This window comes from Curtobacterium sp. MCLR17_058, from assembly GCF_003234705.2.
GTDB lineage: Bacteria > Actinomycetota > Actinomycetes > Actinomycetales > Microbacteriaceae > Curtobacterium > Curtobacterium flaccumfaciens.
The window spans coordinates 2,633,719-2,645,963 of record NZ_CP126262.1 but is presented as its reverse complement, the minus strand read 5'-3'; the positions used below and the strand labels follow the sequence as shown (position 1 = coordinate 2,645,963).

Genomic DNA, 12,245 nt, shown 5'->3' with positions numbered 1-12,245 from the left:
CGCGGGACGCGGGACGCGGGACGCGGGACGCGCCACCGTGTCGTCGACGCCCGCCCCTACGATGATCGGGTGAGCACAACGGCGTCGCGGACCAGCCTGCTGAGCGGGCCGTACGCCCTCGCGACGATCGGCATGGTCGCGATCGTCGGCGTCGCGGCGTTCCAGAACCTGGCGATGACGACGATCATGCCGGTGATCAGCCGCGACCTCGACGGCGAGACCCTGTACGCGCTCGCCTTCGCCGCGCCACTCGCCGCCGGGGTGCCCGGCATGGTCCTCGCCGGCAACTGGGCCGACCGTGCGGGCGGACGGATCGTGGCATGGGTGTCGGCGGTGTTCTTCGCCGTGGGGACCGCCGTGGTGATGCTCGCGCCGACCATGGAGGTGTTCCTGGCCGGGCGGCTCATCGAGGGGTTCGGCGCCGGGGCGATCGACGTGGTGCTGTACGTGCTGGTCGCCCGGATCTTCCCCGCCGAGCTGCACGGACCGGTGTTCGCCGGGTTCGCCGCAGCCTGGGTCGTCCCCGCGCTGATCGGTCCCGCGCTGGCCGGCATCGTCACCGACACCTGGAACTGGCACTGGGTGTTCGCCGGGGCCCTGGTGATCGCGCTCGCCGCGTTCGTCCTGCTCGTGCCGACCCTCGGCCGGTTGCACGCCCCGGCCGCGTCGCTCCGCCCGCCGTGGCAGCGGGTCCGGATCGGGTGGTCGGTGGCGGCGGCCGTGTCGATCCTGCTGCTCAACGTGGCGCCGGACCTGACCCCGTGGGGCATGGTCGCGGCGGTCCTCGTCGGGCTGGTCGGCACCTGGTTCGCCCTGCGGCCGCTGCTGCCGACCGGGACGTTCCGCGCCGCGGCCGGGCTGCCGTCGGTCGTGCTGCTGCGCGGGCTCGTCGCCGCGTCGTTCTTCGGGAGCGAGGCGTACGTGCCGTTCCTGCTGCAGGCCGAACACGGGTTGTCGCCGTCGGCCGCCGGGCTCGCCCTGACGGTGGCGGCACTCAGCTGGGCCGCGTCGAGCTGGGCGCACGGCCGTCTGGGGGAGCGGCGGCTCACCGCCCGGCGCACCTTCGGGGTGGGTCTCACGCTGGTGCTCGTCAGCCTGGTGACCGCGCTCGCGGTCGCGACGTTCGACCTGTCGTGGTGGGTGCTGGTCGCCGGCTGGTTCGTCGGCGGTGCGGGCATGGGCGCGATCTACCCGCGCGCCTCGATGCTGACGCTGCGGTTCTCCGGCGAGGGCGACGACGGGTTCGCGAGCTCGGCCCTGACGATCGCCGATGCCGCGGGCAGCGTGATCGGCCTGGCGGTGACCGGCCTGCTCTTCACCGCGACCGGTGGCGCCGACGGGACGGTGTCGTTCCCCCTGGTGTTCGCGGCGATGATCGGGTTCGCCGCGCTGGCGATCGCGGCCGTCCGACGGCTCGGCCCCGTGCCTGCGCCGGTGACGACAGCCCCGGCAAGCCCGGGCGGAACAGTCCCGTCGCGGACTCCGTCGTCGCACGGCCCGGCCGCCGGGTAGCGTGGCAGACCGGACCGAAGAGGAGACCACCGTGCTGCGCATCGTCGCCGTGACCGTCGCCCTGGCGGCGGCCCTGACCCTGGCCGGGTGCCAGGGCACGACGTCGGCTGCCCCCACACCCGTGCAGAGCACCGACCTGACGAGCTCCGACGGCGGTTTCGACCAGCAGGCCGTGATCGGTGTCGTCCTGGTCCACGACGACGCGGCCCTCGCCGACCGGCTCCGCACCGACCTGACGGACGCCGGGTTCCGGCCGGACGTCCGGGTCGCTCCGGCATCGGGTGCAGCGGCGTCCCAGCGCACCGCGGTCGCCCAGCTCGTGCGGAAGGGCGCCAAGGCCCTGCTCGTGCACGCCGCCCGACCGTCCGCGCTGACCGGCGTGATCCAGACCGCCCACGACGCCGGGGTCGTCGTGGTGTCCCTCGGTGATCCGCTGCCCGCGACCGGCACCGGCGGCGACGGGGTGTCTGCCGACTACCGCGTGCCGTCGGGGGGCGACGACGCCGACACGGCGGCGACGGCGGTCGACGTCGTGCAGTCCCTGCAGCGCGGCGAGAAGCCGGAGACCGACCCGACGGACGGCGACACGACGGACGCCGAGTAGGAACGGTCCGCTCAGCTCCACCACGCCGGGAACGACAGCGTGATCGTCTCGACCAGCGCCTTCCGCGACCGACGGGGCCCGGCGAGCCAGGCCTCGATCGCCCCGACGAAGCCCTGCGCCACGAACCCCGCGGCGACGTCGTCGAGCAGGTCGGGCCGGTGTGCGGGGTCGAGCTCGCGGATGTGCAGGGCGCTCGACACCGTGAAGTGCTCGACGAGCAGCCGGTGCAGCGAGGCGTCGTTCGGGTCCGGCAGCGCCTTGCCGTAGATGTCGCGGTGCGTCGTCACGTGCTCGACGACGGCGTTGATGCCGCGCCGGGTGATGGCCACGAGCTCGTCGGCTCCGGCGCCCCGGTCGGCGGCGGCTCGGCGCTCGTCGGCGTCGTCCTGCCGGATGCGGTCGAGTTCCGGCGTCAGGACGTCGGCGAGCAGCGACCCGGGGGAGACGGCGTGCGAGTAGAACGTGGCCCGGTTGATGCCGGCGGCACGCGTGACGTCGGCGACGGTGATCTCCGAGACCGGTCGGTCCGCTGCGAGTCGCAGGATCGCCTCGCGCAGTGCTGCAGTGGTGTGCAGGATCCGGGCATCCACCATGACGCCCACCCCCTTCTGATCCGCTTCACCCGGAAGGCCCCCGAGCAACCCGACGCTACCGCATGGTCCGCGCCGGGCCGAGGGGCAGCACGAGCCGCTTCACGCGGGCGGCCGGCACCGGCGGCGCCGAGCAGGCACCGGCGACCGTAGGATGGTTCCGCGGACGAATCGATTCGATCGACCCGCGATCACCCCCGCCCCCTCATCGTCGAAGGACTCCTGTCTCGTGACCGCGCCCGCCACCACCGGTTCGCTCCGGGTCGTCCTGCACCCGGGAGACTCGCTCTCCCGCGGGCAGCGACTCGTCTACGTCTTCGTCCTGGGCGCCCTCACGGCGCTCGGTCCGTTCACGATCGACCTGTACCTGCCGGCGTTCCCGGCGATCAAGGACCAGTTCAGCGTCACCGACGGCGCGGTCCAGCTGACGCTCACCGCGACGACGCTCGGCTTCGCCATCGGGCAGCTCCTGGTCGGCCCGTGGAGTGACAAGGTGGGCCGCCGACTGCCGCTGATCATCGCGACGACGGTGCACATCGCCGCGTCGATCGGTGCCGCGACCGCGCCGGACATCGAGCTGCTCGCGGTGTTCCGCGTGCTGCAGGGCATGGGCGCCGCAGCCGGCGGTGTCGTCGCGATGGCGACGGTGCGTGACCTGTTCGGCGGCAAGCCGCTGGTGCGCATGTTGTCCCGCCTGGCGATGGTGAACGGCCTCGCACCGATCCTCGCGCCGCTCATCGGTTCGCAGATGCTGCAGTTCACCAGCTGGCGCGGCATCTTCGTCTTCCTCGCCTGCTACGGCCTGGCGGTGGTCATCGCGTCGATCCTGCTCATCGTCGAGACCCTGCCCCCGGCCCGTCGGCACGAGGCCGGACACTCCACCATCGGCCAGCGTTACAAGGCGCTGTTCTCCGACCGGATCTTCGTCGGCGTCGCGCTCATCGGCGCCATGGTGTTCAGCGGACTGTTCTCGTACCTCAGCGCGTCACCGTTCCTGTTCCAGCAGGTCTACGGGCTCGACGCGCAGCAGTACGGGCTGCTCTTCGCCGTCAACTCGGTCGGGGTCGTCCTCGGCGTGCAGATCTCGTCGCGGCTCGCCCAGCGGGTCGGTCCGCAGTGGATCCTGGCGTGCTCGACCGCGACCCTGCTGCTGGCGTCGCTCGCGATCATCGTCCTCGACCAGCTCGGGGCCGGTCTGGTCGGCGTGCTCGTCCCGCTGTGGTTCTTCATCGCCGCGTGCGGGTTCTCGTTCCCGCTCGTGCAGGTCATCGGTCTCGCCGCCCACGGGAAAGAGGCGGGGACCGCCGCCTCGGTGCTCGGCGCCCTGAACTTCGGCGTCGCCGGGCTCATCTCGCCGGTGGTCGGCTGGCTCGGCATCACGACGGCCACCCCGATGGCGATGGTGATGGCGTCGACCGCCGCCGTTGCGATCCTGATGCTCTGGTTCGTGGTCCGTCCGCGGACGGTCCCCGCGCTGACGCACTGACGACCCGGGCCGCCGCGGGCTCCGGTCCCTAGGCTGTGCCCATGAGCGACGCGACGGAGCGGGCACGGGCGGCTGCCGAGGCAGCGAGGCAGGCCGCCGACGAGGCACGTCGGCTCGCCGACGAAGCGGCGCGGCGAGCCGAGGAGCTCGCCGCCGCACTGGCGGCGGAGGAGCAGGCGGTCCTCACCGCCGACGCGGAACCCGCGGTCGTCGGGTCCCCGCCACCCACCGGCCTGGAGGCGCGGCTCACGCCCGACGCGGAGCCCGCCCCTGCAGCCGCACCGGCTCCGACCACCCCTGCCGCGGCGGTCGACGCGACCGTCCCGGATCCGGTGGCGACGGCGGCGACCGGCACCGTGCCTCCCGTCCGTGCAGAAGCCGGCCCGCTCGGACCGGACGCGGTCGCGGCGATCCGTGACGGCTACGCCGTCGACGGCGGTGCGATCGAACTCGGTGCCCTCGTCAACGGCGCAGCGGTGCCCGAGGTGCAGGTCCGGATCCCGCTCGCGATGCTGAACCGGCACGGACTGGTGGCCGGGGCGACCGGCACCGGCAAGACCCGCACGCTGCAGGTGCTCGCCGAGCAGATCGCGGCGAACGGGGTGCCGGTGTTCGCCGCCGACATCAAGGGCGACCTGTCGGGTCTGGCCGTCGCGGGGCAGGCGAACGACAAGCTGCTCGACCGCACCGCGGGCATCGGCCAGCAGTGGCAGGGTGTCGCGAGCCAGGCCGAGCTGTTCTCACTGGGCGGGCAAGGCACCGGCGTGCCGATCCGTGCCACCGTCTCCGGGTTCGGGCCGCTGCTGCTGTCGAAGGTGCTCGGCCTGAACGACACGCAGGAGTCCTCGCTCGGGCTGGTGTTCCACTACGCCACGCAGCAGGGCCTGGCTCTGGTGGACCTCGACGACCTGCGGAGCGTGCTGACGTTCCTGGTGAGCGAGCAGGGCAAGGGCGAACTCGCCGAGCTCGGGGGCCTGTCGAAGCAGACCGCCGGGGTGATCCTGCGGGAGCTCGTCACCTTCGCCGACCAGGGTGCCGACCAGTTCTTCGGCGAGCCCGAGATCGACACGCAGGTGTTCCTGCGGACGGCGGCGGACGGGCGCGGGATCGTCAGCCTGCTCGAGGTGCCCGGTGTGCAGGACCGGCCGGAGGTCTTCTCGACGTTCCTGATGTGGCTGCTGGCGGACCTGTTCAACGAGCTGCCGGAGGTCGGCGACCAGGACGAGCCGAAGCTGGTGTTCTTCCTGGACGAGGCGCACCTGCTGTTCACCGGGGCGTCGAAGGACTTCACCGAGCAGATCGTGCGGACCGTGCGGCTCATCCGGTCGAAGGGCGTCGGGGTCTTCTTCGTGACGCAGACCCCGAAGGACGTGCCGAACGACGTGCTGGCGCAGCTCGGGTCGCGCATCCAGCACCAGCTGCGCGCTCACACCCCGGACGACGCGAAGGCGCTCCGGGCGACGGTGTCGACCTACCCGACGAGCGACTACGACCTGGGCGAGGTGCTCACGTCGCTCGCGACCGGCGAGGCGATCGTCACGGTGATGAACGAGCGGGGCGCGCCGACCCCCGTCGCGTGGACCCGGCTGCGCGCACCCCAGGGGTCGATGGACCCGATGCCGGCCGACGAGATGGCCGCACGGGTGCAGGCCTCACCGCTCCTGTCGACCTACGGCACCCGCGTCGACCCGGACTCGGCGCGCGAGGTGCTCGCGCGCCGGATGGAGGCGGCGGCCGCTGCGGCCGACGCGGCCGCGGCCGCCGACGCGGCGGCTGCTGCCGCGGCGGACGCGTCGGCGGATGCCCAGCAGGAGTACGAGCGGCAGCAGCGGGAGTTCGAGCGGGCCGAGCGAGCGTCGGACGCCCGGCGGTCCGGTCGGTCCGGTCGGTCCGGCGGCTCCGGTCGGTCGGGCGGGACGCAGCGGTCCGGGACGCGGCGAACCGCGGGGGACCCGCTGTCCGACCTGCTCGGCTCCGGGCTGGGCGGGACCATCGCGAAGGAAGTGGTGCGCGGGATCTTCTCGACGCTGCGGCGTCGGCGCTGACGGGTCCGCCGGTGGGTCAGCGGGCGTCGAGGCCGGCGAACTCGACGGCGAGCAGCCCGCCGACGACCAGTACGACGAGGCCGCCGACGAGCAGGAACGCCGACCGCTGCTCGTACCAGGCGCGGCTCGTCGGGTAGCGCTTCGCGAAGGTGCGGGCGGAGACCGGTCGAGCATCCTCGACGACCTGCACGCCGAGCGCGTCGACGACCCGGTCGAGCCCGTCGTCGCCCCACACATCGGCGCGGAGCCGGAAGAGGTGGGTGCCGGTCCGGTCGAAGGCGACGAGTTCCCGGACGGTCCGGTCCACCGACGAGCCGAAGGTCGTGGCGAGCACCAGGCTGTGCACGCGCTCGCGGGGGATCCGCCGGTGCGCCGTGAGGACCCCGCGGATCGTCAGGCCGTCGTCGTCGATCCCGATGAACGCGGTGTGCAGTCGGACGAACACGATGCCGACGGCCGCGGCCATCGCGACGACGATCCCGGCGAACACGGCCCACGTGCGGAACGGGAACGAGACCCAGACCAGTGCGACGGCGAGCGGTACGGCCGAGAAGGCGATGCTCAGCGCGGTGGAGCGGACGAGGGACCGGCGCGGGCGGAGGACCGTGTCGAAGACGGCGGGCCGCACGGGCACTGCGGGCACGGTGGTGTCCCCCATGGCGCGTCTCCTCGTCCCCTCGGGTGTTCCGGGCACGCTGATCAGCACGCCCTCCGAGCGACGCCCCTGCCGCTCGATGCACCGCGGTCGGCTCGTCCCGGAGCCGTTCGCTCGGCCAGCATAGGCGACCGACGGGTACCGGGGACAGCCCGTTCCACCCCCGGTCAGCGTTTCCCGGCCAACCGAGGGGGAACAGGGCACGCGCTCGTCCGCAGGGTGGGGGACCGGGCGGTCGTGGAACGACGAAGGACCCGCACCGATCGGTGCGGGTCCTTCGTGGTGGTTCGGCCTTGCTCGCTGCGGAGAATGGGGGATTCGAACCCCCGAGGGCTTGCACCCAACACGCTTTCCAAGCGTGCGCCATAGGCCACTAGGCGAATTCTCCTGACACCGTCTCGCGACGGCGACACCCAATGGTACAGGTTCTGCGCGGTGCTCACGACCGCGTGTCGTCGGCGCCGGTGCTCCCAGATGTCGTGACATGTCCGGCGACTACCCTGGGCCTCGTGTCGACCCGCATCTACATCACGTCAGCAGAAGGGCACACGGGCAAGAGCACCGTCGCCCTCGGTGTCCTCGAGACCCTCGCCCGGTCCGTCGGCCGCGTCGGCGTGTTCCGGCCCGTCGCCAGATCGGTCGTCGAACCCGACTACGTGCTCGAGCTGCTGCTGCAGCACACGGCCGTCGGCATCTCGTACGACGACGCGGTCGGGGTCACCTACGACGACGTGCACGCCGACCCCGAGGGGGCGCTCGGCACCATCGTCACCCGGTTCGCCCAGGTCGAGCGGCAGTGCGACGCCGTCGTGGTGCTCGGGTCCGACTACACCGACGTGGGCAGCCCCACCGAGCTGTCCTTCAACGCGAAGGTCGCGGCGAACCTCGGCGCTCCGGTGCTCCTCGTGCTCGGTGGCCGCGACGCCGCCGAACGAGCGGCCCGCACCCCCGAGGGCATGGCGCAGGTGGCGGACGTCACGACGAGCGAGTTGCGGGCGGCACACGCGCAGCTGTTCGGCGTCGTGGTGAACCGTGCCGACCCGGACGCCCTCGCCGCCATCGTGACGAGCGTCGAGCAGGCCGTGCACGACGACCACCCGGACGTGCCGGTGTGGGCGATCCCCGAGGACCGCGTGCTCGTCGCCCCGACCGTCCGTGCCCTGCTGCAGGCCACCGGCGCCACCCTGGTCCGCGGTGACGACGCCCTGCTCGACCGCGAGGCCCTCGGTACCGTCGTCGCGGGCATGAGCATGGAGAACGTGCTGCCCCGGCTGATCGAGGGCGGCATCGTCGTCGTCCCCGGTGACCGGAGCGACGTCCTCATCGCCACGCTGCTCGCCAACCAGTCCGAGACGTTCCCGAGCCTGGCCGGCGTCATCCTGAACGGCGGGTTCGAGATCGCCCCGCAGGTGTCCCGGCTGCTCGAGGGCCTGTCGAGCTCGCTGCCGATCGCGCAGAACGACCTCGGCACGTACGACACCGCCCTCCGGATCACCCAGACCCGCGGCCGCCTGGCCGCCGACTCGCCCCGGAAGGCCGACCTCGCGCTCGCCCTGTTCGAGCAGCACGTCGACGCCGAGGCCCTGCGCGACCGCCTGCAGCTCGCCCCGTCCGGGGTCGTCACCCCGCTCATGTTCGAGCACGGCCTGCTCGACCGGGCGCGCAGCTACGGCAAGCGCATCGTCCTGCCCGAGGGCGAGGACGACCGCATCCTCCGTGCCGCCTCCACCCTGCTGCAGCGTCAGGTCTGCGAGCTCACGATCCTCGGCGACCCCGCCGCGATCCGCACGCGGGCGACCGAGCTCGGCCTCGACCTCGAGGCCGCGCAGCTCGTCTCGCCGTTCGACCCCGAGCTGCGTGAGCGCTTCGCCGAGGAGTACACCCGGCTCCGTGCCCACAAGGGGATGTCGATCGAGCTCGCCCGTGACACCGTCACCGACGTCTCGTACTTCGGCACGATGATGGTGCAGCTCGGGCTCGCCGACGGCATGGTCTCCGGCGCGAAGCACACCACGGCCCACACCATCCGGCCGTCGTTCGAGATCATCAAGACCCGTCCGGACACCTCGATCGTGTCGAGCGTGTTCCTGATGGCGCTCGCCGACCGCGTGCTCGTCTACGGCGACTGCGCGGTGATCCCGGACCCGACGAGCGAGCAGCTCGCCGACATCGCGATCTCGTCCGCCGAGACCGCGACCCAGTTCGGCATCGACCCCCGCGTCGCGATGCTCAGCTACTCCACCGGCGACAGCGGCTCCGGCGCCGACGTCGACAAGGTGCGCGCCGGCACCGCGTTCGTGCGGGAACGCCGGCCCGACCTGCTCGTCGAGGGCCCGATCCAGTACGACGCCGCAGCCGACCCCACGGTCGCGTCGACGAAGATGCCGGACTCCCCGGTCGCCGGCCGCGCGACGGTGTTCATCTTCCCGGACCTCAACACCGGCAACAACACGTACAAGGCCGTGCAGCGCTCGGCCGGCGCCGTGGCGATCGGCCCCGTCTTGCAGGGCCTGCGCAAGCCGATCAACGACCTGTCGCGCGGCGCCCTGGTCGGCGACATCGTGAACACCGTCGCGATCACCGCGATCCAGGCCGGCACCGCGACCGACGCGGCCTGACCGCCCGACCCGCACCGCGCCTCCAGGCCCGACAGAAAGTGACCACCCCGTGACCGCAGCCCTCGTCGTCAACTCCGGCTCGAGTTCGTTCAAGTACCAGCTCATCGAGCTCGAGGACGAGCGCACGCTCGCCTCCGGACTCGTCGAGCGCATCGGCGAGTCCGCCGGGGCCTGGAAGCACACCAACGCGCTGACGGGGGAGTCGTCGTCGAACGACGCCGCGTCGGTGCCCGACCACGCGGCCGGGTTCCAGGCGATGATCGACGCGTTCGCGAAGGTCGGGCCGTCGTTCGACGAGCACCCGCCCGCCGTCGTCGGCCACCGCGTCGTGCACGGCGGCACCACCTTCGACCGCGCGACGGTCGTCACGGACCAGGTCGAGCAGCAGATCGAGGACCTCAACAGCCTCGCACCGCTGCACAACCCCGCGAACCTCGAGGGGATCCGCGCCGCGAAGCAGGTCTTCTCGGACGTCCCACACGTCGCCGTGTTCGACACTGCGTTCCACCAGACGATGCCGCCGCACGCGTACACGTACGCAATCCCCGCCGACCTGGCCGCCGAGTACGGGATCCGCCGATACGGCATGCACGGCACCAGCCACAAGTACGTCTCCGAGCAGGCCGCGGAGTTCCTCGACCGGCCACTCGCCGAGCTCAAGACGATCGTGCTGCACCTGGGCAACGGCGCCTCGGTCGCGGCGATCGACGGCGGCAAGTCCATCGAGACCTCGATGGGCCTCACTCCGCTCGAGGGGCTCGTCATGGGCACCCGCTCCGGTGACCTCGACCCCGCGGTGCTCATCCACCTGCACCGCGAGGCCGGGATGACCTTCGACGAGCTCGACACCATGCTCAACAAGCGGTCCGGCCTGCTCGGCCTGACCGGCAACGGTGACATGCGGGACGTGCAGGACGCCGCCACCAAGGGCGACGAGCAGGCGGAGGCGGCGCTCGCCGTGTACCGCCACCGCATCCGTCGCTACGTGGGCGCCTACACGGCGCAGCTCGGTGGGCTCGACGCGGTCGTGTTCACCGCGGGGGTCGGCGAGAACAACGCGCTGCTGCGGCGGCGTGTGCTCGCGGGGCTCGAGCACCTGGGGCTCGAGATCGATCCGGACCGCAACGAGCTGGCATCGCGGGACGCCCGCCGCATCTCCACCGACGGCTCACGGGTCGCGGTGCTCGTGATCCCGACGAACGAGGAGCTCGAGATCGCCCGGCAGTCGGCTGCGGTCGCGCTCTGACGCGTGGAGCCGTGCCGCCGCGCGGCGCGGCGTCGGGGCGTTGCGGCGGCACGGTGCGGTGTTCGTGGGCTGGTGCGGGGTTGCCTGGTGGGTGCGCGCTTACAGCGCGGCACGGGGCGCGGAAGTCCGCACGGGGTGAGTAGGTGCGCACGGTGCGGACGGGAGGCGCGGGGCGGGCTGGTTCCGTGCCTCCCGTCCGTCCGTAGGTCGCGTCCGGTGCACAGTGCGGGGATCGTCGGTGGGTGCGCGCTTGTGGCGCGGCACGGGGCGTGGAAGTCCGCACGGGGTGCGCAGGTGCGCACGGTGCGGACGGGAGGCGCGGGGCGGGCTGGCGCTGTGCCTCCCGTCCGCCGGTGGGTCGCGTCGCGGCGGCACGGTGCGGTGTTCGTCGGTTGGTGCGGGGTTGCCTGCTGGGTGCGCGCTTGCAGCGCGGCACGGGGCGTGGAAGTGCGCACGGGGTGCGCAGGTGCGCACAGTGCACGGCCCGGCACCTTCGGCGAGGAGCTCGCACGGGGTGACGAAGCGCGCACGGTGCGCGCCGCGCGGACCGACCGGTCAGGTGAGCGCGTTCAGCGCCGCCGGGATCGGGGTGTCGCCGCTGGTGACCTCGAACTGCACGCCGACCGCGGCGTCGTCGAGCAGGGCGTGCAGGACGACGGTCGCGACGTCCGCGCGGGGGATCGAGCCGCGCGGGACGGTCCGGCCGACGTGGACCGTGCCCTGCGGCGGCGTGTCGAGCAGACCGCCGGGACGCACGATCGTCCAGCGGAGGCGTCGGGCCCGCAGGTTCGCGTCCGCCTCGGCCTTCGCCCGCAGGTAGACCTGGAACACCGCGGCGTCGTCCTGTGCGGGCACGACGGCGAGCTCGGGGTCGTAGGTGTCGGCCGCCATCGCGGAGATCATCACGTACCGCTCGATGCCGGCACGCTCGGCGGCGTCGGCGAGCAGGATCGCACCGTCACGATCGACGGTGAGCTTCCGTTCGGCGCCGCTGTTCGGCCCGGCACCGGCGGCGAAGACCACGGCATCGATACCGCGCAGGCGGAGCGCGAGGTCGTCGTCGCCGAGCTGCTCCAGGTCGGCGACGATCGCACGCGCCCCCTGTTGCTCGACGTCGGCCACGTGCGCGGGGTTGCGGACGATCGCGACGGCGTCGTGGCCGGCGTCGGTGATCTGGCGGGCGAGGAGCAGGGCGATCTGGCCGTGTCCTCCGGCGATGGCGATCTTCATGTGTTCGAGTCTGCCCGTCGCGTCCGGTAGACTTCTCGGCGGCTCCTCACGTGACGCCATCCAGGCCAACTCCCCCAGGGCGGAAACGCAGCAAGGGTAACCAGGCTCTGGCGGGTGCGTGAGGAGTCTTCTTCGTTCCGGGTCGAGTCGGCTCCCCGGTGTCCGCCCCCCGTTCGGGAGGTCTCGCGTCCTTTTTCGTCGATGCTTGCGGACAGCTTCCTGATCATGTGTAAAGATCTGCCTCAGGAATCCCCAACCA

General features: G+C 72.5%; 9 protein-coding genes, 1 tRNA gene and 1 other RNA gene. 7 read left to right on the top strand and 4 right to left on the bottom strand.

The window, feature by feature from the left end:
* The first annotated feature begins 69 nt into the window (after nucleotides 1-69).
* The gene (locus DEJ11_RS12420) at nucleotides 70-1,512 is read left to right on the top strand and encodes an MFS transporter (protein ID WP_111103226.1); all 1,443 of its coding nucleotides are present in this window, start codon (nucleotides 70-72) and stop codon (nucleotides 1,510-1,512) included.
* A 1-nt stretch (nucleotide 1,513) separates the two neighbouring features.
* Entirely contained in the window at nucleotides 1,514-2,116 is a 603-nt protein-coding gene (locus tag DEJ11_RS12415; RefSeq protein ID WP_110863381.1) for a substrate-binding domain-containing protein, read from the top strand.
* An 11-nt stretch (nucleotides 2,117-2,127) separates the two neighbouring features.
* On the opposite strand, the gene DEJ11_RS12410 is transcribed toward DEJ11_RS12415, so the two are convergent.
* Nucleotides 2,128-2,709, bottom strand: coding sequence for a TetR/AcrR family transcriptional regulator (locus DEJ11_RS12410; RefSeq protein ID WP_128781007.1), 582 nt, complete (start codon nucleotides 2,707-2,709; stop codon nucleotides 2,128-2,130).
* Between the two features lie 226 nt (nucleotides 2,710-2,935).
* Here DEJ11_RS12410 and DEJ11_RS12405 point away from each other — a divergent pair, with 226 nt between their 5' ends.
* The gene (locus tag DEJ11_RS12405) at nucleotides 2,936-4,192 is read left to right on the top strand and encodes a multidrug effflux MFS transporter (RefSeq protein WP_051596893.1); all 1,257 of its coding nucleotides are present in this window, start codon (nucleotides 2,936-2,938) and stop codon (nucleotides 4,190-4,192) included.
* A 41-nt stretch (nucleotides 4,193-4,233) separates the two neighbouring features.
* Nucleotides 4,234-6,237, top strand: a complete 2,004-nt coding sequence (locus DEJ11_RS12400; protein WP_111103228.1) for a helicase HerA-like domain-containing protein — start codon at nucleotides 4,234-4,236, stop codon at nucleotides 6,235-6,237.
* A 16-nt stretch (nucleotides 6,238-6,253) separates the two neighbouring features.
* On the opposite strand, the gene DEJ11_RS12395 is transcribed toward DEJ11_RS12400, so the two are convergent.
* Complete coding sequence (locus DEJ11_RS12395) at nucleotides 6,254-6,895, bottom strand: YdbT family protein (RefSeq protein ID WP_111031974.1); 642 nt, start codon at nucleotides 6,893-6,895, stop codon at nucleotides 6,254-6,256.
* 300 nt (nucleotides 6,896-7,195) lie between these two features.
* A tRNA-Ser gene (locus DEJ11_RS12390) sits at nucleotides 7,196-7,280 on the bottom strand.
* A gap of 121 nt (nucleotides 7,281-7,401) precedes the next feature.
* On the opposite strand from DEJ11_RS12390, the gene pta reads away from it, so the two are divergent.
* Together pta and DEJ11_RS12380 are read left to right on the top strand one after the other, a co-directional pair.
* Nucleotides 7,402-9,510, top strand: coding sequence for a phosphate acetyltransferase (pta, locus tag DEJ11_RS12385; protein ID WP_111103229.1), 2,109 nt, complete (start codon nucleotides 7,402-7,404; stop codon nucleotides 9,508-9,510).
* Nucleotides 9,511-9,559: 49 nt separating this feature from the next.
* Nucleotides 9,560-10,756, top strand: a complete 1,197-nt coding sequence (locus tag DEJ11_RS12380) for an acetate/propionate family kinase (protein WP_111103230.1) — start codon at nucleotides 9,560-9,562, stop codon at nucleotides 10,754-10,756.
* A gap of 555 nt (nucleotides 10,757-11,311) precedes the next feature.
* On the opposite strand, the gene DEJ11_RS12375 is transcribed toward DEJ11_RS12380, so the two are convergent.
* Nucleotides 11,312-11,986 (bottom strand): SDR family oxidoreductase, encoded by a 675-nt coding sequence (locus DEJ11_RS12375; RefSeq protein ID WP_111103231.1) that lies wholly within the window; start codon nucleotides 11,984-11,986, stop codon nucleotides 11,312-11,314.
* Nucleotides 11,987-12,023: 37 nt separating this feature from the next.
* Here DEJ11_RS12375 and ffs point away from each other — a divergent pair.
* An RNA gene (gene ffs / locus DEJ11_RS12370) (signal recognition particle sRNA small type) lies at nucleotides 12,024-12,120 on the top strand.
* Nucleotides 12,121-12,245 lie beyond the last annotated feature (125 nt).

Coding starts and splice junctions, on each gene's coding strand:
- DEJ11_RS12410 (WP_128781007.1), bottom strand. CDS start 2,709: ATGGTGGATGCCCGGATCCTGCACACCACTGCAGCACTGCGCGAGGCG.
- DEJ11_RS12400 (WP_111103228.1), top strand. CDS start 4,234: ATGAGCGACGCGACGGAGCGGGCACGGGCGGCTGCCGAGGCAGCGAGG.
- DEJ11_RS12395 (WP_111031974.1), bottom strand. CDS start 6,895: ATGGGGGACACCACCGTGCCCGCAGTGCCCGTGCGGCCCGCCGTCTTC.
- DEJ11_RS12375 (WP_111103231.1), bottom strand. CDS start 11,986: ATGAAGATCGCCATCGCCGGAGGACACGGCCAGATCGCCCTGCTCCTC.